The organism is Virgibacillus proomii (assembly GCF_900162615.1).
GTDB lineage: Bacteria > Bacillota > Bacilli > Bacillales > Amphibacillaceae > Virgibacillus > Virgibacillus proomii.
The window spans coordinates 2,203,356-2,226,243 of sequence record NZ_FUFN01000010.1 but is presented as its reverse complement, the minus strand read 5'-3'; the positions used below and the strand labels follow the sequence as shown (position 1 = coordinate 2,226,243).

The 22,888-nt window shown below is 35.9% G+C and carries 16 protein-coding genes and 6 tRNA genes; 20 read left to right on the top strand and 2 right to left on the bottom strand.

Features of this window, described 5'->3' with window-relative positions; genetic code table 11:
• Positions 1-720 precede the first annotated feature (720 nt).
• From dnaG to BN1066_RS17800, 7 genes are all read left to right on the top strand, one after another.
• Positions 721-2,538, top strand: coding sequence for a DNA primase (gene dnaG, locus BN1066_RS17835; protein ID WP_077320914.1), 1,818 nt, complete (start codon positions 721-723; stop codon positions 2,536-2,538).
• Positions 2,539-2,569: 31 nt separating this feature from the next.
• Positions 2,570-3,694 (top strand): RNA polymerase sigma factor RpoD, encoded by a 1,125-nt coding sequence (gene rpoD, locus BN1066_RS17830; protein ID WP_077320912.1) that lies wholly within the window; start codon positions 2,570-2,572, stop codon positions 3,692-3,694.
• Positions 3,695-4,837: 1,143 nt separating this feature from the next.
• On the top strand, positions 4,838-5,215 hold the full coding sequence (gene cccA, locus BN1066_RS17820; protein ID WP_077320908.1) for a cytochrome c550: 378 nt from the start codon (positions 4,838-4,840) through the stop codon (positions 5,213-5,215).
• Between the two features lie 485 nt (positions 5,216-5,700).
• Complete coding sequence (locus tag BN1066_RS17815) at positions 5,701-6,402, top strand: tRNA (adenine(22)-N(1))-methyltransferase (RefSeq protein ID WP_077320906.1); 702 nt, start codon at positions 5,701-5,703, stop codon at positions 6,400-6,402.
• Complete coding sequence (locus tag BN1066_RS17810) at positions 6,399-7,514, top strand: Nif3-like dinuclear metal center hexameric protein (protein ID WP_077320904.1); 1,116 nt, start codon at positions 6,399-6,401, stop codon at positions 7,512-7,514. Before BN1066_RS17815 ends, BN1066_RS17810 begins: the two co-directional genes overlap by 4 nt.
• Before the next feature lie 29 nt (positions 7,515-7,543).
• Positions 7,544-8,854, top strand: a complete 1,311-nt coding sequence (locus BN1066_RS17805; protein ID WP_077320902.1) for a DEAD/DEAH box helicase — start codon at positions 7,544-7,546, stop codon at positions 8,852-8,854.
• Positions 8,855-8,879: 25 nt separating this feature from the next.
• On the top strand, positions 8,880-9,773 hold the full coding sequence (locus tag BN1066_RS17800; RefSeq protein WP_077320900.1) for a deoxyribonuclease IV: 894 nt from the start codon (positions 8,880-8,882) through the stop codon (positions 9,771-9,773).
• Positions 9,774-10,053: 280 nt separating this feature from the next.
• Here the strand turns inward: BN1066_RS17800 and BN1066_RS17795 are convergent, their stop codons facing one another.
• Entirely contained in the window at positions 10,054-10,338 is a 285-nt protein-coding gene (locus BN1066_RS17795) for a DUF2624 family protein (RefSeq protein ID WP_077320898.1), read from the bottom strand.
• Between the two features lie 174 nt (positions 10,339-10,512).
• Between BN1066_RS17795 and BN1066_RS17790 the strand changes: the two genes are divergently transcribed.
• Positions 10,513-10,887 (top strand): DUF4190 domain-containing protein, encoded by a 375-nt coding sequence (locus BN1066_RS17790; protein ID WP_077320896.1) that lies wholly within the window; start codon positions 10,513-10,515, stop codon positions 10,885-10,887.
• 525 nt (positions 10,888-11,412) lie between these two features.
• On the opposite strand, the gene BN1066_RS17785 is transcribed toward BN1066_RS17790, so the two are convergent.
• Positions 11,413-11,745 (bottom strand): LysM peptidoglycan-binding domain-containing protein, encoded by a 333-nt coding sequence (locus BN1066_RS17785; RefSeq protein ID WP_077320895.1) that lies wholly within the window; start codon positions 11,743-11,745, stop codon positions 11,413-11,415.
• A 76-nt stretch (positions 11,746-11,821) separates the two neighbouring features.
• On the opposite strand from BN1066_RS17785, the gene BN1066_RS17780 reads away from it, so the two are divergent.
• From BN1066_RS17780 to BN1066_RS17725, 12 genes are all read left to right on the top strand, one after another.
• Complete coding sequence (locus BN1066_RS17780; protein WP_077320893.1) at positions 11,822-12,451, top strand: NfeD family protein; 630 nt, start codon at positions 11,822-11,824, stop codon at positions 12,449-12,451.
• A gap of 678 nt (positions 12,452-13,129) precedes the next feature.
• The gene (locus tag BN1066_RS17775) at positions 13,130-14,755 is read left to right on the top strand and encodes a Na/Pi cotransporter family protein (protein ID WP_077320891.1); all 1,626 of its coding nucleotides are present in this window, start codon (positions 13,130-13,132) and stop codon (positions 14,753-14,755) included.
• 573 nt (positions 14,756-15,328) lie between these two features.
• Positions 15,329-15,403 (top strand) — tRNA-Asn (locus BN1066_RS17770).
• A gap of 4 nt (positions 15,404-15,407) precedes the next feature.
• Positions 15,408-15,481: transfer RNA gene (locus tag BN1066_RS17765), tRNA-Met, on the top strand.
• Between the two features lie 20 nt (positions 15,482-15,501).
• A tRNA-His gene (locus BN1066_RS17760) sits at positions 15,502-15,577 on the top strand.
• A 22-nt stretch (positions 15,578-15,599) separates the two neighbouring features.
• Positions 15,600-15,676: transfer RNA gene (locus tag BN1066_RS17755), tRNA-Ile, on the top strand.
• An 8-nt stretch (positions 15,677-15,684) separates the two neighbouring features.
• Positions 15,685-15,777 (top strand) — tRNA-Ser (locus BN1066_RS17750).
• Positions 15,778-15,826: 49 nt separating this feature from the next.
• A tRNA-Phe gene (locus BN1066_RS17745) sits at positions 15,827-15,902 on the top strand.
• A gap of 564 nt (positions 15,903-16,466) precedes the next feature.
• Entirely contained in the window at positions 16,467-17,078 is a 612-nt protein-coding gene (gene sodA / locus BN1066_RS17740) for a superoxide dismutase SodA (protein ID WP_077320889.1), read from the top strand.
• A gap of 709 nt (positions 17,079-17,787) precedes the next feature.
• Entirely contained in the window at positions 17,788-18,666 is an 879-nt protein-coding gene (locus tag BN1066_RS17735) for a MurR/RpiR family transcriptional regulator (RefSeq protein ID WP_077320887.1), read from the top strand.
• Between the two features lie 336 nt (positions 18,667-19,002).
• Entirely contained in the window at positions 19,003-20,271 is a 1,269-nt protein-coding gene (locus BN1066_RS17730; RefSeq protein WP_077320885.1) for an MFS transporter, read from the top strand.
• A gap of 452 nt (positions 20,272-20,723) precedes the next feature.
• Positions 20,724-22,784 carry a peptidoglycan D,D-transpeptidase FtsI family protein gene (locus BN1066_RS17725; RefSeq protein ID WP_077320882.1) on the top strand — a complete coding sequence of 687 codons (2,061 nt, stop codon included), beginning with the start codon at positions 20,724-20,726 and terminating at the stop codon, positions 22,782-22,784.
• Positions 22,785-22,888 lie beyond the last annotated feature (104 nt).

The following is a 22,888-nucleotide window of genomic DNA, read 5'->3' as shown; positions in this document are numbered from 1 at the left end:
TTACATTTTTCAATTATTGCAAGCACATTCAGCTGCTTTTAATCAATCAGATAACATCAATTTGAGCAGTAGATTTTACTACTCATTAAACTAACTCGCATGGGCAATAGGTATTTCCTTTTATTCTCAGGACTTTAGAAACGGGACTTATGAAATAAACTTATCTTTAAAAGCAGGACTTTTTAGAAAAGATGTAGAAGTATGTAATATAGCGTGACTCTAAAAAGTTCGCTGCTTCAGGAACTGATTCATGTAACTAAATATTTATTACATGTAATAAATATAGTGTGTGTTCAAAAAGAGAGCAAATAGACGGAGAGCGGCTAAGATCACTTTTGAAAAAACGCATCTGTCGCTATCAACGTTTTTATTGTCGTGTCGGCCGACTCCAATTGGGCATTTAAATGCTGATAACTCTAGTTGAAAAACCATTAAGAAAACCATTAAGGGTGATAGAGTTTATAGCATCCCACATGCCAGATTAATCTTCATTCGAGTCGTCTTACTTCAGCCCTAAAATTTTATTCATTCAAACGTACGATGAATTTTTTAGCGAACTTTTTGAATAACCTCTAAAATATGCATGTGAAAAAGCCGATCCTTCAGCTAAGTTATTTAACATATAGAGAAGGTATTTTTTTCGAGACAAGAAAAAATATTGTCGAAAAATAAAGGGTTTTTTTTATGAAAGGCGAATATTAAATACCATGGTGATATTTTATGTCTAACCAAATTCCTGAAGAAGTAATCGAAGCAATTCGTAAAGCAAATGATATTGTAGATGTTGTAGGAGATTATGTTCAATTAAAAAAGCAGGGAAGAAACTATTTTGGATTATGCCCCTTTCATGGTGAAAAAACACCATCATTTTCCGTAACCAAAGACAAGCAAATTTTTCATTGTTTTGGTTGTGGTAAAGGAGGCAATGTAATTACGTTTTTAATGGAGATAGAGAATTTTTCGTTTTATGAAGCATTACAATTTCTGGCAGATCGTAGTGGGATTCCATTACCAGATAATCTCCAGCTAAAAAAGGAAAGCTCTCTTTCTCAGGAAAGTCAAGATATGTTATCTGCACATGAGTGGTTAACAAAACTTTACCATCACTTATTACGTTATACAAAAGATGGTAAAGAAGGGTATACCTATTTAAAAGAAAGAGGGATTAATGATACAACTATTGATGCTTTCCAACTTGGATTTAGTCCAAATGTGGCACAATTTACTGCTGAATTCCTCGAAAAAAAAGGATACCATCAACAATTATTAGTAAAAGCTGGGTTACTTCGTGTTACTGACTCTGGAAAAGCAACAGATCGTTTTCTGGGCAGAGTTATTTTCCCTATTCGTAATCATTTAGGAAAGACAGTCGCTTTTGGTGGACGAGCTATTGGTGATCATAAGCCGAAATATATCAACAGTCCCGAAAGTGAACTTTTCCACAAAGGCAAGCTGCTATACAATTTTGATTTAGCCAAAAGACATATTCGCAAACAAAATGAAGCTATATTACTTGAGGGGCAAATGGATGTTATCGCAGCATACCAGGCCGGGATTCGTAATGTAATTGCTACTTTAGGAACTGCATTGACTGATTTTCAAGCAAAATTACTAAAGCGGTATGTTAATATCGTGGTTATTTGTTATGATGGTGATCGAGCTGGTCTTGATGCTGCTTATAAAGCTGCTGTGTTATTACAGCAATCAGGGTGTGAAGTAAAAATTGCCCACCTTGATCCTGATATGGATCCAGATAGTTATATTCATACGTATGGAGGAGAAGCCTTTGAAAAAGATGTAATCAAAGCTAGTGATACGTTTATGAGTTTTTATATGCGATTTTTGAAGAAAGATTATAATTTAAATCATGAAGGAGATCGCATAGACTATATGGAAGCAGTATTAAAACAGCTGGCGAAGATTGACAGCCCGTTAGAACGGGAATACTATATAAAGGAATTAAGTAATGAATTCAATATTTCTATAGCTGCATTACAAGATGAAATTTTCGGTTATCGGGAAAAGTTTGGATTAAATAAGGATAATCAACAAAAGAACAGATATACTAGTAGTAAACTATGGAATGCTAGAAATTCCCAATTATTACCAGCCTCTCATAATGCAGAACGTTATTTACTTGCTTATATGTTACAAGATATACGAATAGCTGAAAGGGTGCAAGATAAAATTGGAGCAGGCTTTCAGTTAGACGCTCATAAAATTATTGTTACTCATTTATATGCATTTTATGAAGAAGGAAATGATCCAGATGTTAGTTTATTCCTAGGACGAATCACTGAACCTGGTTTGCAAAAGATAATTACAGAAATTGCAATGTTGCCGTTGCAGGAGGATATAAGTGATAAACAATTGGATGATTATATTCATATGATCATAGCAAATCAAACAGATAAGGTGACAATTAAATCATTAAAGGAACAGCAGAAATTAGCAGAGCAACAAAACGATCCAATAAAAGCAGCACAAATTGCCATGCAAATTATTGAGATAAAAAAGCAATTAAAAAATATGAATTAATATTTGGTGTAGTCTGGAAGGAGGGGGACTCATGGCCGATAACAAGCCTTCACAAACGAAAGAAAACGAACATGAATTAACCCTAGATCAAGCGAAAGATCGCTTGGTGGAAATGGGAAAAAAGCGTGGCACTTTAGCGTATGAAGAAATTGCTGATCGCTTATCTAACTTTACCATTGAATCAGATCATATGGATGAATTTTATGAGTACCTAGGAGATCAAGGAATTGAAGTTATAGGTGAATCGGAAGAAGATCCCAGCATGAAAGAAATTGAAAAAGAAGAAGAGTTTAATTTAAATGATCTCAGTGTACCACTAGGTATTAAAATAAACGATCCTGTTCGTATGTATTTGAAGGAAATTGGTCGTGTCGACTTATTGTCCGCTGAAGAGGAAATAGAATTAGCTACAAGAATAGAGCAAGGTGATGAAGAAGCAAAACGTCGTCTTGCAGAAGCAAACTTGCGCTTAGTAGTCAGTATTGCAAAACGTTATGTTGGTCGAGGAATGCTGTTTTTAGATTTAATCCAAGAAGGTAACATGGGATTGATCAAAGCAGTTGAAAAATTTGATCACCGTAAGGGTTTTAAATTTAGTACCTATGCAACTTGGTGGATCAGACAAGCAATTACGAGGGCAATTGCCGACCAAGCAAGAACCATTCGGATACCTGTGCATATGGTAGAAACCATTAATAAATTAATTCGTGTGCAAAGACAGTTATTGCAGGATCTGGGGAGAGAGCCGACACCTGAAGAAATTGGAGAGGAAATGGATCTTTCTCCAGAGAAAGTACGAGACATCTTAAAAATTGCTCAAGAACCTGTCTCACTTGAAACTCCAATCGGTGAAGAAGATGATTCACATTTAGGTGACTTTATTGAAGATCAGGAAGCAGTTTCTCCATCTGATCATGCTGCATATGAGCTACTAAAAGAACAACTTGAAGATGTATTAGATACACTTACAGACAGAGAAGAAAATGTGTTGAGACTTCGCTTTGGTCTAGACGACGGGCGCACAAGAACGCTAGAAGAAGTTGGTAAAGTGTTTGGTGTAACGAGAGAAAGAATTCGTCAAATTGAAGCAAAGGCATTGCGTAAACTAAGACATCCAAGCAGAAGTAAACGACTAAAAGACTTCTTAGATCAGTAATTAACCTGTCATTGGACAACTTTATGTTTGTCCAATGACCTTTCCCATTTTATGTTTGAAATGGAGGTAACGATAATTGACCAACGTAAGCAACTAGTCATTGAAGAAATCTTATTTTGGAAAGAACATAAACTTTTACCACCTGAATATTGCGATTTTTTACTTGCTTTATATTCAAAAGGTGACGGTTTTCAGCAAAAATTGACATATAAACAAAAAGTCGTTATGTTTATCCAACTATTTCTTTTATCAGTATTGATACCGTTTTCATTCCTTATTATTTATTGTACGCAATTTCAGATAATTTTGCAACTAACTATTTTAATTCTTTTTCTCGGGTACTCCGTGTGGATGTATTATACGCTAAAACATCGGAGAAGACAGTACAAAAGTTATTACCATTGGCCACTAATGACAAGTTTCTTGTTAGCATTATTCATCTCGGTACACCTATCTAAATACTATTTGCATGAAAGTTTTAGCTTTTGGATCATTTCGATTCATTTTGTATGTTGGGTTTTATACGGTCTTTATAAGCACGTGCACTATTTAGTCATAATCGGGATAACATCTCTATTATTCTTGCTTATATACACCGTTTTATAAAAATTCATAGCGAAACACTTTAAAGAAAAGTATTTTTCAAGTAAAATGAATATAGTCTTTTAGAGTATGTTTGTTCAAAAAGATGGTTAAATGACATCATAGAGGGTTTGCTGTATAAGAATGTGAACTTTTATAATGAAACGTTTATTAAGCACGTTCAAAAAAGAGGGAAAAAGGTTCTGCTAAGTTTGATGCGGGGGTACGGTTTCGAGTAACGATTGTACACGGTTAGGAGCACGAGCTTATAGTAGCAAACCAGCTTTGAAATTCGTAGCATCATTTTTATCCCGCATGTAAGGTGCCGTAAGACTCCCGCTTCAATATCTTGAGTTGATACAAAAGGATCTAAGTGGGAGAGAACGGCACCTAAATGCCCGATTCGTTCAGCTAACATTTCTTGGGAAAGGCATTCCAAGAAATGAAGTTTCACTTTATCGGACCTTTTGAGCATTTTCTTATAAGCATCACCTCGTTTATATGAATGAGCTTTTTGAACAACATCTAATATCAAATGGGGATACATAAGGAGGAAAGGCAATGAAAAGGAACCCTGTTGTCCCTTATGCATTAATTGCTATTTTAGGGATACTTGCTGTTATTGTAATATCATTCGTAGGCTTAAATCAACGAGAGGATATTAAAAAAGCCGAGGAAGGCGGCGGGGAACAAACAGAGAAGAGTCAAGAAGGGGAAACTTCTGACGATCCTGAAGCCATTTATGAATCAAACTGTTCCAGTTGTCATGGTGCTGACTTATCAGGGGGAGCGGGGCCAGACTTAACCCAGGTAGGCAGTAAATTATCAAAAGATGAAGTTCAAAATATAATTATTAATGGTAAGGGGCAAATGCCTCCTGGATTAGCCACAGAAGCCGAAGCTGAAGTTTTAGCAGAGTGGTTGGCGGAGAAAAAGTAAGATTAGAAAATAAGACAACGTAAAAGCTTTCTGCTTTATAACAGAAAGCTTTTCTTTTTCAATAGTTAAGGATTTTATGTTTGACTACACATAAAGGAGAATATACCTAATATCATAGTAGCCAAGGCTAATTTCTTAGGTCTTAGAATAATGAACAGAGTTCGTTTACTACAATTAAAGTAGTACTGTAGTAATACTAAGTGGTAAGTAAAAGATAGTGGCATCTAAATACCGATTCATTTGAGTCAACAGGACAAGGAAAGTTACGGCAGCGGCGCATCGCGATTTTTCAAGGGACAAGAGAAGCTGCGGAAGCGATGCATCGCACCGGAAAAAGCGGTTTTCTTTTTTAAAGGACAGAGGATCTATAACAGCAATACACCGCGTTTTTTACAAGTATGTCTCCGTGTTCCATATCAAGGAAAAATGCTCTCCTTGAATGAAATTTCACGTTATTATGGTAACTAGAAAGAAGTGGGAGTTTTATGGTGAAAATGAAAATATCAAAACGATTGCAACGGGTTGCTTCATTCCTGCCGAAAGGAGCCAAATTTGCTGACATCGGCTCTGATCATGCTTATTTACCTTGTTATGTTTGCCAAAATGATTTAACAGCCTCGGCAATTGCCGGAGAAGTAAACGAGGGACCGTATCAAAAGGCGCTAGAGACGGTACAAGCTTTCTCACTGACTGATCGAATTGATGTGCGGCTAGGCGATGGTCTTGAAGTCGTTCAGGCAAACGAAGTAAAACAAATTGTTATTGCTGGAATGGGGGGATCATTGATACGAAAGATTTTGGATGATGGGAAGGAAAAATTAAAAGAAACGAAGCAAATTATTGTACAACCTAATGTTGAAGCAAAAGCTGTGCGTATCTGGTTGTATCAGCATGGATTTATGATTACGGATGAGGATATAATGGAGGAGAATGGTCATTTTTATGAAATCATCCATGCAGTGCGTTTTACCCAACAAATAGAACAGCAATTAGATGAACGAGTATTGCTATTTGGTCCAATATTATTACAAACAAAGCCGACTGCTTTTTATAAAAAGTGGAGGCAAGAGGCTGCAAAGCTGGAGTATGTGATTCAACAAATCAAACGTGCAAAAGAAATAGATACGAAAAAACTGAACCAATTAACTCAGGAATGGGAATGGATAAAGGAGGTTATTAAATTATGAATCGTGAACGAACAACAGGACATATTTTTGGTCTCATGGAACAATTAGCACCAAAAGAGCTTGCCTATGATTGGGATCCGGTCGGCTTACAAGTGGGAAGTTATAACAAGCCAGTACGCACCATAATGGTTACATTGGATGTATTGGAAGCTGTTGTTGATGAGGCAATTGAAAAACAAGTTGATATGATTATAGCTCATCATCCGTTATTATTTAAATCAGTGCGTCAAATTAACACAGACACATCAAAGGGGAGAATAATTCAAAAATTATTACATCATGATATTACTGTTTATGCTTCTCATACGAACTTAGATATAGCCGAAAATGGGGTCAACGATGCAATATGTAATCATATTGGAGTTCGGCAAGTAAAGCCACTTGTTGATATTCGAACGGAACAGCTGTTAAAGCTAGTCGCTTATATACCACTCACTCATGTAGAGCAGGTTAGAGATGCAATCAGTGAAGCAGGTGCTGGACATATTGGAAATTACAGTCATTGTACGTTTCAAACACAGGGTCAAGGGACTTTTAAGCCTTTAGAAGGCACAAACCCATTTATCGGAAGTATTAACCAGCTCGAAAAAGTAGATGAGGTAAAGCTGGAATCCATTATTCAGGAGAGCAAGTTGAGAACAGCTTTACATGCATTGTTACAAGCACATCCTTATGAAGAGCCGGCGTATGATATCTTTCCGCTAAAAAACAAAGGAAAAACTTTCGGATTGGGGAGAATTGGTAAGTTGGATCAAAGCTTAAGTTTAGAGGATTTTTGCGAGCATATAAAATCAGTTTTACAAATACCCGATTTAAGGGTTACAGGTAATCTGGACAAGCAAGTCCGTACAGTAGCAGTTATTGGCGGGAGTGGGGAAAAATACATCCATCAAGCAAAGCAAAACGGTGCTGATGTTTATATAACAGGTGATATGTCCTTTCATTATGCTCAAGATGCACAGGAGACTGGTTTAGCGGTAATCGATGTTGGACATTATGCTGAAAAAGTCATGAAAACATTGGTTAAAAAGTATTTGGACGTAGAACTTAAAAATACAGACATAAAAATTATCACTTCAACTACGAATACAGATCCATTTCAATTTATTTAGTTTGTATGAAATGGAAAAGGAGGACATGTATGAACAAAAAATTTCAGGTCTTTTCGTTTACACCTATTATCAATCAAGTCATCGACCGTTTAGGTTTTAGCACACCTACGGAAATACAACAACAAGTAATCCCGGCTATTTTAGCGGGGAAAAGTGTGATTGGCCAATCTAGAACTGGTTCTGGAAAAACCCATGCCTTTTTATTGCCGCTCTTTGATGGAATTCAAGAAGACAAACGAGAAGTACAGATAGTAATTACTGCACCAACTAGGGAATTGGCTACACAGCTTTATGATGAAGTAAGAAAAATAATTGAGTTTGCTGATAAACAACAAAAATGGATTGCCAAGTTATTAGTGGGTGGAACAGATAAACAGAAAATGATGGAGAAGCTAAAAGAGCCGCCGCATATTATTGTAGGCACTCCTGGGCGAATTCTTGATATCGTTAAAGAGAACGCCTTATCCATTTATACTGCTAATAGTTTTGTCATGGATGAAGCAGATCTTATGCTTGACTTAGGATTTATTAATCAAATTGATCAATTACTAGTACGTTGCCATCCATCTATTCAATTGTTGGTATTTTCAGCGACCATTCCACAACGCTTACAGCATTTTTTAAAAAAATATTTAGAAAATCCATTGTATGTTAAAGTAGCAGATGATTTATCACCGGAAACAATGGAACATCGTCTTATCTACTTAAAACATAGAGATGAAGCGTCGATTATTGCAGATATTGCAAAAACAATCCATCCATATTTAGCAATCATTTTTACAAACGGGAAAGAAAAAGCGAATGAATTAGCTGCCTCTTTACAGCAAAAAGGTGTAAATGTTGGCCTTATCCATGGCGGCTTACCACCTCGTGAACGAAAGCGTATGTTAAAAGAAATTCAAAATTTACGCTATCAGTATATTGTTGCGACGGACTTGGCAGCCAGAGGTATTGATATTAAAGGTGTTAGCCATGTCATAAATGCCCAACTGCCAAAAGAAGAACATTTTTATATTCATCGTGTCGGCAGGACAGCAAGGGCTGGCATGGAAGGTACCGCCATCAGCATTTATCAAACGGAAGATGTACCGCTTATTAAAAAGTTGGAGGAAAAGGGTTTAACTTTTGCGTATATGGATATTCAAAATGGGGAATGGCGTGAGGCTAAGCCATGGAATCATCGTTCATTACGTACGAGCCAAAAATCAGAGGTAGATCGAGAAGCTTGGAAACGAGTAAAAAAAGTTAAAAAAGTAAAACCCGGCTATAAGAAAAAAATGAAGCAAGAAAAAGAAGCAATTAAGAAAAGGTTGAAGAAAAATAAATATAGAAAGAAATAGGTTTTTAATTAGGGGAGATGAAGGTATGTTAAAAATTGGTTCCCACGTATCGATGAGTGGTAAAAAAATGCTAAAAGGTTCATCAGAAGAAGCTGTATCCTACGGTGCAAATACTTTTATGATTTATACAGGTGCACCGCAAAACACAAGGAGAAAGCCAATTGAGGAATTGAATATTGAGGCTGGAAGGGAACATATGGAGGAAAACGGCATAGAAGATATCGTAGTACATGCTCCATACATTATTAATATTGGTAACACAAATAAGCCTGAAACCTTTAACTTAGGTATCAATTTTTTAAGGAGTGAAATGGATCGAACCTTTGCCATTGGAGCGAAGCAAATTGTTTTACACCCAGGAGCTCATGTTGGAGCGGGTGCAGGAGCAGGTATTAAGCAGATTATTAAGGGTTTAAATGAAGTTTTGGAAAAGGATAATGAGGTTCAGATAGCACTGGAAACAATGGCTGGCAAGGGCTCAGAAATAGGTAGAAGCTTTGATGAGTTAGCCAAAATTATTGATGGGGTAACACACAATGAAAAGCTGTCTGTTTGCTTGGATACTTGTCATATTCACGATGCGGGTTATAATGTGATCGAAGATTTTGATGGGGTGCTTAATGAATTTGATAAAATCATTGGGGTGGATCGAATAAAAGTTGTCCATGTTAATGATAGTAAAAATGAAATAGGAGCTCAGAAAGATCGTCATGAGAATATTGGATTTGGTCATATCGGCTTTGAAGCTTTACTGTATGTTATCAATCATCCGCAATTAAAGGAATTGCCAAAAATATTAGAAACTCCTTATGTTGGGGAAGATAAAAAAAATAAAAAAGCGCCATATAAGTATGAAATTGATATGATCAGATCTGGTGAATTTGATCCTGCTTTAAAAGAAAAAATTATGAATCAATAATTTTCCCGTTATTATTAGCGATAAGGTGCCTTGTAACGTGTTAAGAGTGCGTAAATGTAGAACTTAATGCTCCTTTATTCCGCATCTAAGTGCCGTTATCTCCAACTTCAATACCAAGCAAGAATCAAAGTGGAAGTTAACGGCACTAGACGCCTGATTCGTCGATCGACAGAACGTAGAAGATTCGGTAGCACAACCGTATTCAAGGATAAGAAAAGCTACGATAGAGACACATCGCAGTCTCAAGGATACCCGAGATTTTAGTCTTCATTCCGCTTCATTAACGGAATAAATGATCTAAACCATAAGATGAAACCATATCACTAAATAATTGTTGGGCTTTTTGCGCAGTTGTTTGGTCTGTTATCCTCGCTAGTTGTTGAATCATCTTTTTTCTTCCTTCAACGCTAAATGGATCAACTTCATACTGTCTTAAGTACATAATTATTTGTTTTGCTTCTTGCTGTGTTAATGAAAAGCCATATTGGTCAGCATAATTCATAAGCTCTTCTGCTGATAATTGGGTTAACTTTTTTCTAATTATTTCTTTTATGATTTTTGACATTCTACATTGCTCCCTTAATAAAAGCTCTACGTTACTATATGTAAATAAAAATAAAAATCAACTTGTCCCATTTATTATTTTTTAAAGGAAAGGCTTCCATTAAATAACATCTGTAAAATAATCAAAAATCCATAACCTAAGCGTGTACCTCAAAACAAAAGGAGGTCTTAGCTAATGGATCAAAATCCGAACAAAGGTATGAAGGATGTTGAAGAAGCGCCAAATTACGAAGAACAAAGAAAAAATCAAGACTTTATTGGCGTCGAACCAGATAGCTCAAGAGACGAAGAATTCGCTGCAGAAATGTCAGCCGATGATTATGAGCCTGAAGTCACAAATGATGAAGTAGATGCAAATGCAACATTTGGTTGGATTGGCATCGCCTTATCCATTATTTCCTTTTTTGTTTGGCCAGTGATCTTTGGTATAGCAGGAATCGTACTCGGTTTCATGTCTAGAAATAGAGGAGCAGATGCACTGGGGAATATTGCTATTGCTGCAGGAGCAATATCAATTCTCATTGCTTTATTTATATTGCCATTTGTTTAGGGAAGGTACATTTGCCTTCCTTTTTTTTGTTTATATCCGTTTCTCTATCGTGGATAACTTATTTGAAAAGTAGCATCATCTAACTTAAGCTGCTACTCAACCTTCGCTCTTCTTCCTACGATAAGTTAACATCGTCTCGAATCTGAGGGGAGACCAACTAAAAGTGGGTTTACCGCTTCAGGCGACGGCATACTCCTATGTTTTTTGATCTGCGGTTTGTACTAAATGTGCGACTTCTAACTTTTATGTTTTAAAATTTTAGTGTTAAATTAACATAGACAAATGTTTAATAGTAAAAAATGGAATGTTTTAGTACTATACTTTCTATAACTAGAAAAAAACGAGTCGTTTTTTACACTGTAGGAAAGTATAAAACTTTAGGCTTTACCGTATAAGAAGCTTTCGCCATAAAGACTTGACGACAAACCAAGTTTTTCTAAAAACATGAATATTATTAGTAAAAACAGATATGAATTTTTAATATATACAAACAATAATATGTTAAAACCCACCCTTAATTTCATACTATTTTTCATACTTAGGAAAATAATAAATATCTCCTGGAGTGAGCGAAGATGGATCACTTTCTGGGTTAATCAGTTGAAAATCAGCAAATATGTTTATATTATGAATGTCATTTAAATGAGGGTTTAGTCGTTCTACAATGGAAAGAACAGTATCTCCTGCTTGGACTTTAATTGGAATGACATGATAAGCTAAAGGTGCTGGCTCAGCTTTTTGTTCAACCTCATATTTATCTTTTTTGGAATGTATTGCTACCTGAGAAAGGTCTTGATAAATAACGAAAATAGCAATTATACTGAATAATAAAGCAGTAAGTTTTTTAATAAAATACATAGAATTACTCCTTATAATGAAACAAAATATAACTTATATACGTATAAATGAATGAACGATGAGAGGAGGAGCATATTTGGCTGTTTTTGAGACGGAATGGATTGGGCTTATTATAACTGGCTTTGCTACATTATTTTTAATTGGCGAAGTATTAGTAAATATGCGTGGAGTTTTTGCATTATTAGGAATAGGATTCATTACAGTATATTTTGGAGCATATGTTGAGGCGGACTCTATTATTATTATGCTTATTATTTACTTTATTGGATTATTACTGATTATTATTGATGGAAAACTCCTTAATGACGGTACGTTAGCTACCATTGGATTAGCAAGTATGTTGACAGCAGTAGCACTTCCAGCTCCCAGCTTTACCTCGGGATTGTATGCAGTTTTAGGGGTGTTATTAGGCGGTGGTGCCTCGTTTTTTTTCTTAAAAGTATTTAAGCGAAGAGAGATGTGGAATAAAATAACATTAAAAGATCAGTTAACAAAAGAAGCTGGTTACAATTCATTGAATATTAGCTATGAACAATTGGTAAATAAAGAGGGACTGACTTTAACCGATTTGCGACCGGTTGGGACGATTAGCGTTGATCATAAGAATTATAGTGCCATTTCTAATGGACAATGGATCTCTAAAAACACAAAGGTGAGGATTATAAAAGTTGATGGAACCAAAATATTAGTTGAAACTGTTGAATGAAAATAAGAAGATAACCAAAAAAGGTTATCTTTTGTTTATATGTTTAAGTAAATTTAATTCAATGCCAATTGCTGTTTTAGTCTATACATATGTAATATAAGAAAAGTTTAGTAAAGTAGTTATAATTATACTTCATTACGTACACCTTTTATGGCTGTTATCTCTTCATATAATCTATCTATGGAAGTATGAAGAAGGTTATAATTGTTCATTTATGCGTAATCTATTAGGAAATATTAACAACTAACCTGTGGCTAGTTATCTATTCCACATCTGTAGTGCTGTAGGGTAACACTTTAAATTGTAGAGAATACGTAGGCGCCGTCTAAATGCCCGATTCATTTACAGGACAAGAAAATAATCAAGACACCGATATTTTTAAAGGACACCTGAGCGACGCATCGCACGCAGAAAAGTTACTTCTTTTTCAAGGGCGTCTGAAATGTTATCCTTATTCTACTTCTAATCAGTGAAGAAGAAAGCCCCATTGAATGAAGTTTCTGTTTATGGCAAATTAAGTTTGAGAAAAAAGCGTTTGTTCGTATAAAAAACAACGCTTTTTTTTCAATTGTAAATTTAATGTTAAATATAATTATAACTCCTTTACAAAAACTTTATATATACTTAATATTGTTATGGTGCGACAAGATTCAACATAAAGAAGGGTAGGTATACATTTTGGAAATTGATGTTCAAAAACTGATTTTTGAATTTATTGGTGGTCTCGGTATTTTCCTTCTAGGTATTAAATACATGGGTGATGGATTACAAAAGTCAGCAGGTGACCGCTTACGAGATATATTGGATCGTTTTACAAGTAACCCATTTTTGGGTGTGCTCGCAGGTATTATTGTTACTGTTTTAATTCAAAGTAGTTCTGGAACAACCGTATTAACTGTAGGTCTTGTTAATGCAGGCTTTATGTCATTAAAGCAAGCTATTGGGGTTATAATGGGAGCAAATATTGGTACAACTATTACTGCATTTATTATAGGAATTGATATTAGTGCATATTCGTTGCCAATTCTTGCTGTAGGTTGTTTCTTATTGTTTTTCTTTAAAAGTCAGAAAGTTAACGCTATAGGACAAGCCGTTTTTGGTTTTGGAGCGCTATTCTTTGGCTTAGAATTAATGAGTAATGGTATGAAGCCGTTGCGAAGCTTAGAAGCATTTCAAGAGCTAACAATTAATATGAGTGATAGTCCTGTCTTAGGTGTAGTGATTGGTACTGTATTTACTTTAATTGTACAAAGCTCAAGTGCAACTATTGGTATTTTGCAGGGCTTATTTTCTGAAGGAGCAATGGAATTAAAGGCAGCAATCCCTGTTTTATTTGGAGATAATATTGGTACGACCATTACTGCAGTGCTTGCTTCCATAGGTGCAACTATAGGCGCTAAGCGAGCTGCACTTACCCATGTTATTTTCAACTTGGTAGGAGCAACAATCTTTCTTATATTTTTAGGGATATTTACAAGTTTTATTTCCTTTTTACAAGGTCAGCTTCATTTGAACCCTGAAATGACCATTGCGTTTGCTCACGGGACATTTAACATAACCAATACGATTATACAATTTCCATTTATTGGCGCTTTAGCCTGGCTGGTAACCAAAATTATACCAGGTAAAGATTCCATTATAGAATATAAGCCAAAACATCTGGATCCTATATTCATTCAACAATCACCTTCTGTAGCATTAGATCAAGCTAAGTCTGAGTTAGTGAGAATGGGCGAGTATGCATATAAGGGGTTGGAAGAGACCAATAAATACTTAAATACTCATTTGATTAAACACTCGGAGTTGGCAATGCAAATCGAAAGTGCGTTAAATAATCTTGACCGAAAAATTACTAATTATTTGATTGAATTATCGACAGAATCACTGTCTGAATTAGAAAGTGAAAAACATTCTTCTATCCTCGATTCAGTTCGTGACGTTGAGCGAATTGGAGATCATTTTGAAAATATTGTTGAACTCATTGAATATAAAATTTCTAATAAACTATACTTAACAGATTATGCGAAAGAAGATCTTAATGAAATGTTTGAGTTAACGATTTCTACTGTTAAGCAGGCCGTTTACGCCATTCAAGAAATGAACCGTGAAGAAGCACTTTCAGTTATTCAAAAAGAGGACCAAATCGATAAAATGGAGCGGAAATTTCGAAAAAAACATATTATTCGTATGAATGAAGGGATTTGTAGTGGATCCGCTGGAATTGTATTTGTGGATATTATTAGTAATTTAGAGCGAATCGGAGATCACGCAGTAAACCTTGCTGAAGAAGTTCTTGGCGAGTAGTGTTTAGTTACGGTGCTATTTCACTTTTATCTCGCATCTAAGGTTGTGACATACGACTTTTGCTTCAGGAGTGATAGAAAATCCGAAGCATCTAAGCGGGAAATAACGGCATTTAAATACCTATTCATTGACTGACAAGAAATAACCAAGACAGCGATACTTCCTTCGCGGTTTTTCAGGGACAAGAAAAGCTTTGCACCAAACATCGTAACGAATGAAGAAAAAGCGTTTTTTAAGCATAATTATGATTTTTGTCTTTGTTCCATTTCTAATGAAGAAATCCACTGAATGAACTTTCACTTTATTATAATTTTGCATCGTTCTAATTAATTAGAACGATGCAAATATTTCATTTTGGTAGGTGATTAATTCTAATTTTCTAATTTTAAATTAAGCCTTGAAATCCATATAGAAAGATGCTATAGTAAATATTGTCGTTTTAAAGCGATATATAAATGAAATACATACATAATAGTTTGTTAAGATTTTGTAAAAAAAGATATTGACAGAAGTTGTTGAACGTGGTAAATTATATCTTGTCGCTATAATTTAAACAAATTATAGCATACCCGTTCCACAGTAGCTCAGTGGTAGAGCAATCGGCTGTTAACCGATCGGTCGTAGGTTCGAATCCTACCTGTGGAGCCAATTTGGCGGTGTAGCTCAGCTGGCGAGAGCGTACGGTTCATACCCGTGAGGTCGTGGGTTCGATCCCCTCCACCGCCACTTAAATATAAACTTGTATGGCGGTCGTGGCGAAGTGGTTAACGCACCGGATTGTGGCTCCGGCATCCGTGGGTTCGATCCCCACCGGTCGCCCCATTATATTAAAATTATATCAACCGGACCCTTAGCTCAGTTGGTTAGAGCTATCGGCTCATAACCGATCGGTCGCAGGTTCGAGTCCTGCAGGGTCCACCAGTCTAGTTGGAGGTATACCCAAGTCTGGCTGAAGGGATCGGTCTTGAAAACCGACAGGGGTGTAACAGCCCGCGGGGGTTCGAATCCCTCTACCTCCTCCATACATATAGTGCGGTTAAGAAGTACAGAAAATCAATTTTATATTCTGATGGCTCGGTAGCTCAGTCGGTAGAGCAAGGGACTGAAAATCCCTGTGTCGGCGGTTCGATTCCGTCCCGAGCCACCATTTTTTAAACAAGCATCTGCTTGTTTTTTTATTTGTCTAGCCAATTATATCCGTTTCTACATGGCGGTTAATTTTTTGTGAAAAGTAACGTTGTCTAGCTTAAGCGCTCGAGCGACTAGCAAACTTTGGTCGGTCTTCTTCCTACGATAAGTCAACGTCGGCTCAGATCTAAAGGTAGGCGACTAAAAGCAGGCTGTTTGCCGCTCAGGCGTCAGCATTCCCCTGTTTTTAGAGGCATATTTTCTTTATCCGAAAATGGAAGGCTCCGTATCTTAAGTTTAAATTGGAGAAACCGGCACCTAAATGCCCGATTGGTTCAGAGGCCTTTAGATCATACCGTTGCGGTACTAACATTTCTTGGAAAAGCATTCCACGCAATGAAGTTCACTTTATCCCGTCGGAAATTTTCCAGTTTGTATATGTCCAGTGTTCTTTATACACCTTAGCCTATAGTATGTTAATGCATATAATTTGCAACACTAAAAAACCTTTGGTAGGCTTGATTAAAAGGGTGATATTAGATCCTTTTTAATTAAAATGGATTTATTAGAGGAGGAAGGAATAATGTCAAAATTTGAATTACCCGAACTACCATATGCATACGATGCACTTGAGCCTACAATCGACAAGGAGACCATGAACATACACCATACAAAGCATCATAATACGTATGTTACAAAATTAAATGATGCTTTAGAGGGACATGCAAACCTTCAGAATAAATCATTAATGGATTTAATTAGCAACCTAGATGCTGTGCCAGAAAGCGCTCGTACTGCTGTAAGAAATAATGGCGGTGGACACGCTAACCATAGCCTTTTCTGGAAGATTCTTTCACCAAATGGTGGTGGAGAACCAACTGGTGAGCTTGCTGCTAAAATTAACGAGACTTTTGGTAGTTTCGAAAAGTTTAAAGAACAGTTTGAAAGTGCAGCAACTGGACGTTTCGGTTCAGGATGGGCATGGCTTGTTGTAAATAATGGAAAATTAGAAATAACTAGTACACCAAACCAAGACTCACCATTAATGGAAGGAAAAACACCTATTTTGGGCTTAGATGTTTGGGAGCATGCTTACTATCTAAACTATCAAAATAGACGTCCAGAATATGTTTCTGCATTTTGGAACATCGTTAACTGGGATGAAGTTGCAAAAAACTATAACGAAGCAAAATAAAAGACGTTATAAAAGAAATAAAAAGTCACCGATAAGGTGGCTTTTTGTGTTTCGTTAAAATCAAGATTCAATAGGATTAATAAAACCCTATATCACGCTTCTAAGCTCCATAAAACTCCCATTAGGTATGATAGAAATTACGAAAAAGTTTAAGTGGGGATACCTAAAATTTCCGCGTTCAGGTCGACGGACAAGGAACGCTTCGAGAGCGATACATCGCACGAAGAAAAAGGGATTTTCTTTGTCAAGGACAAGGATGTCCTGAAAGCGATACATCGCGATTTTTAAGGTCTGCAATTTAACCCTCTGTACGTGTCTAGGAAACGGTATCCGCTTTTATCCAGTGGCTATTTATTTTGAAAGTAGGTTTGTCTAGTTTACGCGATAGTGCTCCTAGAAAAAGCCACATTCTTCTTTCTATGATAAGTCAACATTGACTCGAATCTAAAGAAAGGGCAACTAAAAGCGGCTGCCGCTCAGGCGTCGGCATCCCTATTTTAAAGGCATGTCTTCTTATCTCATCAAAATTTTTCCAGTTTGTCGTTGCTAACTGATCGCCTGTTTTTTGTTCTACCTCTTATCAGAAGGAAGAAAAAGCACAGATAAAATTTTAATTTATACCTGGTACTTTTAAGCAAGATAGATTGATGTAATTTTTTATTATTCATATAATAGAATAATGACAGTAATTAATTAGAAATGAGTTGATATGATGGCGACAAGTGGCGGTATAGTAATTCTTACAGAGATGCTTTCTTCGCTTCCACCTTCTGAAAGAAAAATTGCTTCCTATATTATAAATAATCCAGAGGAAGCGTTGACCTTGACAGCTGTTGAGTTAGGGAATAGAAGTTCAACCAGCGGAGCTGCTGTTATTAGACTTTGTAAATCATTAAACTTAAAGGGATTTCAAGATTTAAAGTTAAGAATAGCTGGAGACCTCCATAAAACAGAAGAGGTTGGATTGAGAGATATAGAGCCTAATGAACCTTTACTTTCTGTTATTAAGAAGATGACAAATAATAGCGTTCAAACAATTCGGGAAACTGCTGAATTATTAAATGTTGAACAGTTGCAAAAAGTAGTAGAAAAAGTGAAGAATGCAAAAAGTCTTCACTTTATTGGGGTCGGCGCTTCCAGTATAATTGCACAGGATGCACAGCAAAAATTTTTGCGGATTAATAAAAATGCATATGCGTTTACGGATTTACATATGGCAGCAACACAAGTTGCCAATACAACAAAGAAAGATGTAGTTTTAGGAATTTCTTTTTCCGGAGAAACTGTAGAAGTCGCTAAGATTCTTCAATTAGCGAAAAAAAATAATGCTACCACGATTAGTCTGACTAAATATGGGAAATCTTTAGTGACAGAAGAAGCAGATTTAAAATTATACACTTCTGCAACTAGAGAGCCTACCTTTCGAAGTGGCGCAACTTCATCTCGTATCGCCCAACTTCACGTAATCGATATTCTGTTTATGTCAGTAGCATCATTACAATATGATGATACAGTTGAGCATTTGAATGCAACTAGAGAAGCGGTCGAGTTTTTATCTAAAAAAGGTAAACGCTCTAATCGTAACTGATTAAAAGAAATAAATGTTACGTAAAGGTGTATATATGGTTAATTTTGGAAGAGGAAAGGATTATACGTATGAAAACTTGACAGTAGAATTACGAGGAGAAAAACCGTGATATTTCTTTCCTCTAGTGGTAGTAGTTCACAGATAATTATGCATTCCTAATGAAACGGTAATATGTTGCTAACTAGTGCAAATCTAATAATCTAAATGAAAAAATAATTGAAGTATCACTAATTTAACTTGCTACCTATATAAAAATTAATCAATTCTATTGTATGGTTGTATATCTGGTTCGTACTTTGTTCAAACTAATATTGACTTGAAAAAGGGGTATCCGATATGCAGAAAATCCATGCTATTAACCGCCATATGAATGTAAATAAAGATCTTATTTTATTACTTCTTATTGGAGGTCTATACTCACTGGGACTATTTCTATCCAACACGTTTGTCAACATTTATCTTTGGAAGCAATCAGGAGATTTTGTTACAATTGCAGTCTATAACTTAGCAATCTACACCTTTTTACCAATTACTTTTATTATAGCTGGAATATTAGCGAAAAAAGTTGATCGAATCATTGTGTTGCGATTGGGAGTATTTTTTTTATCGCTCTTTTTTTTAAGTGTGCTTGTAATAGGTGAAAAAGCTGCTTATTTTAATTTCATGCTTGGTGGTCTTTTAGGGGTTGGTTATGGATTTTATTGGCTTGCATTTAATGTGTTGACCTTTGAAATTACAGAACCAGACACACGTGATTTTTTTAATGGTTTTTTAGGAATATTGCAATCATTTAGTGGTATGGTCGGCCCTTTACTCGCTGGGATGATTATTTCAAAAATGAAGGCTAATATTGGTTATTCTGTTATTTTTACTGTTTCATTCCTGATGTTTATTTGTGCAGTAATTATTAGCTTCTTTTTAAATCAGCGCAAGGCAGAGGGAAGCTTTCATTTTCGCAGAGTGTTTGCAGAACGATTCCATAATAAGAACTGGAAACGGATTCAGAACGCTCATATTTTTCAAGGATTACGAGAAGGAATATTTGCATTTATAATCTCTATTTGGGTGTTTTTAATTACCCAAAGTGAATTTGCACTAGGAATGTTTAATTTGGTATTTTCCGGACTGTCGCTTATTTCTTATTTTGTTGGCACGAGAATGATTAAGCCTTCTTTAAGAAAAAAGGCAATTTTACTTGGCGGTTTAGTTCTCTATTTTTCGATTGCAATCATTATTTTTAACATTAGCTATATGCAGTTACTTATTTATGCCATTTGCATTGGTATCGCTTATCCTATTTTGACAATCCCATATGTTTCATTAACATATGATGTAATTGGAAAAGCATGGAGAGCTAAAGAATATCGAGTAGAATATATTGTAGTAAGAGAACTATTTGTAAATATCGGCAGGATCATTTCCATTTCAATATTCTTAATTACACTTTCGTTTACTTCAGCAGAAGTAATCATTCCTTATTTGTTAGCAATTTTTGGTGCAGGGCATGTCATTATTTATTTCTTTGTGAAAAATATATATTTGGAAAGTGAAACAGATAAACAGGTTTTAATTAAGGAACAGTTAACAGATGATAAAAACAGATAGAAGTAATTGTATAAAAAAAGATAATAGAACACTTCAAACTTTGAATTCGGCGATATAAAGTGAAACTTCATTCAGTAGGAGTTTTCTTCCATCTCCTACTGAATGTTAGTAGAACGAATCGGGCATTTAGGTACCGTTTTCTCCCACTTTGACCCTTTGTATCAACTCAAGATTTTGAAGTGGGAGTCTTACGGTACCTTACATGCGGGATAAAAAAATAGATGAATTGCGTTGCTAGAAATGATATAATAAGGTGAAACTTCATTCTGTAGCTCTTCTTTCTACGGAATAGGAGTACCATAAGGGTATGACCTAAAGGCCTTTAAACGAATCGGGTATTTAGGTTACCGTTACTTCGGTAAAGATGGACTGTATGTAATCGATTCATACGGTTCTTAGGTGTGGGGTAAATAAAGCATGGTAAAACTGTAACATTATTTGGGGGAGAGAATATGAAGAAAAAAAAGAAAAAGGAACAGCTTCCCTTCCGTGTTAATATATTGTTTTTTTTCATTTTTCTAATGTTTGCTGTACTAATTTTGCAACTAGGTATCGTGCAAATATTAAATGGTGAAGAATATCAAGAAGAAATTAATCGGACAGTGAAAGATACGACAAAGGTTCCTGTGCCTAGAGGTAAAATTTACGACAGCAATCATCAAGTTGTTGTCGATAATAAGCCATTATATTCTATTACGTATACACCGCCAAAAGGAACACAAGCGGAAGATCGTTTAGAATTGGCGGAGAAGCTTGCTAAATTTATCTCAATGGATAGTAAAGAATATTTAGACACGATTACTGAACGTGATAAAAAGGAATACTGGTATTTGAAAAATAAAAAAGAAGCAGATAGTCGGTTATCAAAGAAAGAAGCAGCTGAGCTAGATAATGCGAAACAATATAAAACAATTTTAAATCGGATTACGAAAGATGAAGTAGCTCATTTTTCCAAACAACAGTTAGAAGTTATTGCGATAAAAAAAGAGTTGGACAAAGCATACTCTTTAACACCGCAGATTGTTAAAAATAAAGATGTAACTGCGGAAGAATATGCTAAAGTTTCTGAGCATTTAGCTGAGCTTCCGGGAATAAACGCTACAACCGATTGGAATAGAGATTATCCTTTTAAAGATTCAATTAGAAGTTTGTTTGGATCGATCACTTCTCAAGAACAAGGTATTCCGGCTGATAAAGAGGAATATTTTCTAACAAGAGGCTATAGCCGTAATGATCGAGTAGGGAAAAGTGGACTGGAGGAATATTATGAAGATATCCTCCGTGGTCGTAAAGAGCAAATACAATATACGACAACAAAGTCCGGAGAAATTGTCGGTACTAAAACAGTAGTTGAAGGTAGCCGAGGAAAAGATCTTGTTTTAACGATCGATATGGAGTTTCAGAAGGAAGTAGATAAAATTATCCGCGAAGAGTTAAAAGCAGCGGTACCAATGAATCCATATTTAAAAGACGCAATTGCAGTTGTCATGAATCCTAAAACTGGGGAACTTTTGGCTGTTAGTGGTCAAACAAGAGACGGTAATAAGTATAAAGATGCTGCGATTAAGGCTATTTCTGATGGGAATCGTCCTGGATCGATAGTAAAGGGAGCAACCGTGTTAGCGGGTCTTCAGTCGGGAGTAATCTCACCAGGAACAGTCTTTGTTGACCAGCCAATCAAGATAAAAGGTACGCCGTTAAAAAAATCATACAGTGGCAGTATTGGTGCAGTGAATGATGTGGCTGCATTGAAACGGTCCTCTAATGTGTATATGTTTTACATTGCACTGAAAATGGGGGGAGAAAATCGTTATCCATTTCCAAGTGGTGGAAAAGCAAGCTTTAATCCAGCTGCTTGGCAGGAAATGCGAAATTATTTCCAACAACTCGGATTAGGAGTAAAAACCGGTATCGATTTCCCATATGAAAGTGTTGGTTATCAAGGTCCTTCCCTTCCTAGAGCAGGTCTTTTAATGGACCAAGCTATCGGTCAATATGACACGTATACAACGATGCAATTAGCGCAATATGTTTCCACCATTGCGAATGATGGTTATCGCGTGCGTCCACGTTTCTTAAAGGAAGTTCGTGAACCTGGGCGTTCTGATAAGCAATTAGGAAAGATATATCGAAGTGAAAATACCGATGTATTAAATCAAATTGAAATGAAGCCAGCTTATATCAAGCGTGTACAGGAAGGTTTTAAGCAAGTTTTTCAGGCTCCAGGAGGTACTGCATATCCGCACTGGAAAGGTAAGAATTATAAGCCCGCAGGAAAAACAGGTACAGCGCAAAATGAAATTTATAAAGATGGTAAACAAATTGCTGACACGGAGAACTTGTCCTTAATCGGCTATGCACCTTATGATGACCCTGAAGTAGCGTTTGCGATCATGGTTCCTAACACATCACCTAGTAGAGGAAGCGGTATTAACCATAAGATTGGTTCCAGAATTATGGATACGTATTTTGATTTGAAAAAAGAGCGCAGTGAAGAAAAGAAAAAAGATTAACGAGTAGAAGCGCAGGCAATTATTTGCTTGTGCTTTTATTCTTTTACACTATAGGAAAGTTACAACTTTTATCCCGCATGTAAGGTACCGTAAGTTTCCCACTT

Excerpts from the sequence above, each read along its gene's own strand:
- dnaG (WP_077320914.1), top strand. The coding sequence starts at position 721 with ATGTCTAACCAAATTCCTGAAGAAGTAATCGAAGCAATTCGTAAAGCA.
- rpoD (WP_077320912.1), top strand. The coding sequence starts at position 2,570 with ATGGCCGATAACAAGCCTTCACAAACGAAAGAAAACGAACATGAATTA.
- cccA (WP_077320908.1), top strand. The coding sequence starts at position 4,838 with ATGAAAAGGAACCCTGTTGTCCCTTATGCATTAATTGCTATTTTAGGG.
- BN1066_RS17815 (WP_077320906.1), top strand. The coding sequence starts at position 5,701 with ATGGTGAAAATGAAAATATCAAAACGATTGCAACGGGTTGCTTCATTC.
- BN1066_RS17810 (WP_077320904.1), top strand. The coding sequence starts at position 6,399 with ATGAATCGTGAACGAACAACAGGACATATTTTTGGTCTCATGGAACAA.
- BN1066_RS17805 (WP_077320902.1), top strand. The coding sequence starts at position 7,544 with ATGAACAAAAAATTTCAGGTCTTTTCGTTTACACCTATTATCAATCAA.
- BN1066_RS17800 (WP_077320900.1), top strand. The coding sequence starts at position 8,880 with ATGTTAAAAATTGGTTCCCACGTATCGATGAGTGGTAAAAAAATGCTA.
- BN1066_RS17795 (WP_077320898.1), bottom strand. The coding sequence starts at position 10,338 with ATGTCAAAAATCATAAAAGAAATAATTAGAAAAAAGTTAACCCAATTA.
- BN1066_RS17790 (WP_077320896.1), top strand. The coding sequence starts at position 10,513 with ATGGATCAAAATCCGAACAAAGGTATGAAGGATGTTGAAGAAGCGCCA.
- BN1066_RS17785 (WP_077320895.1), bottom strand. The coding sequence starts at position 11,745 with ATGTATTTTATTAAAAAACTTACTGCTTTATTATTCAGTATAATTGCT.
- sodA (WP_077320889.1), top strand. The coding sequence starts at position 16,467 with ATGTCAAAATTTGAATTACCCGAACTACCATATGCATACGATGCACTT.
- BN1066_RS17735 (WP_077320887.1), top strand. The coding sequence starts at position 17,788 with ATGATGGCGACAAGTGGCGGTATAGTAATTCTTACAGAGATGCTTTCT.
- BN1066_RS17730 (WP_077320885.1), top strand. The coding sequence starts at position 19,003 with ATGCAGAAAATCCATGCTATTAACCGCCATATGAATGTAAATAAAGAT.
- BN1066_RS17725 (WP_077320882.1), top strand. The coding sequence starts at position 20,724 with ATGAAGAAAAAAAAGAAAAAGGAACAGCTTCCCTTCCGTGTTAATATA.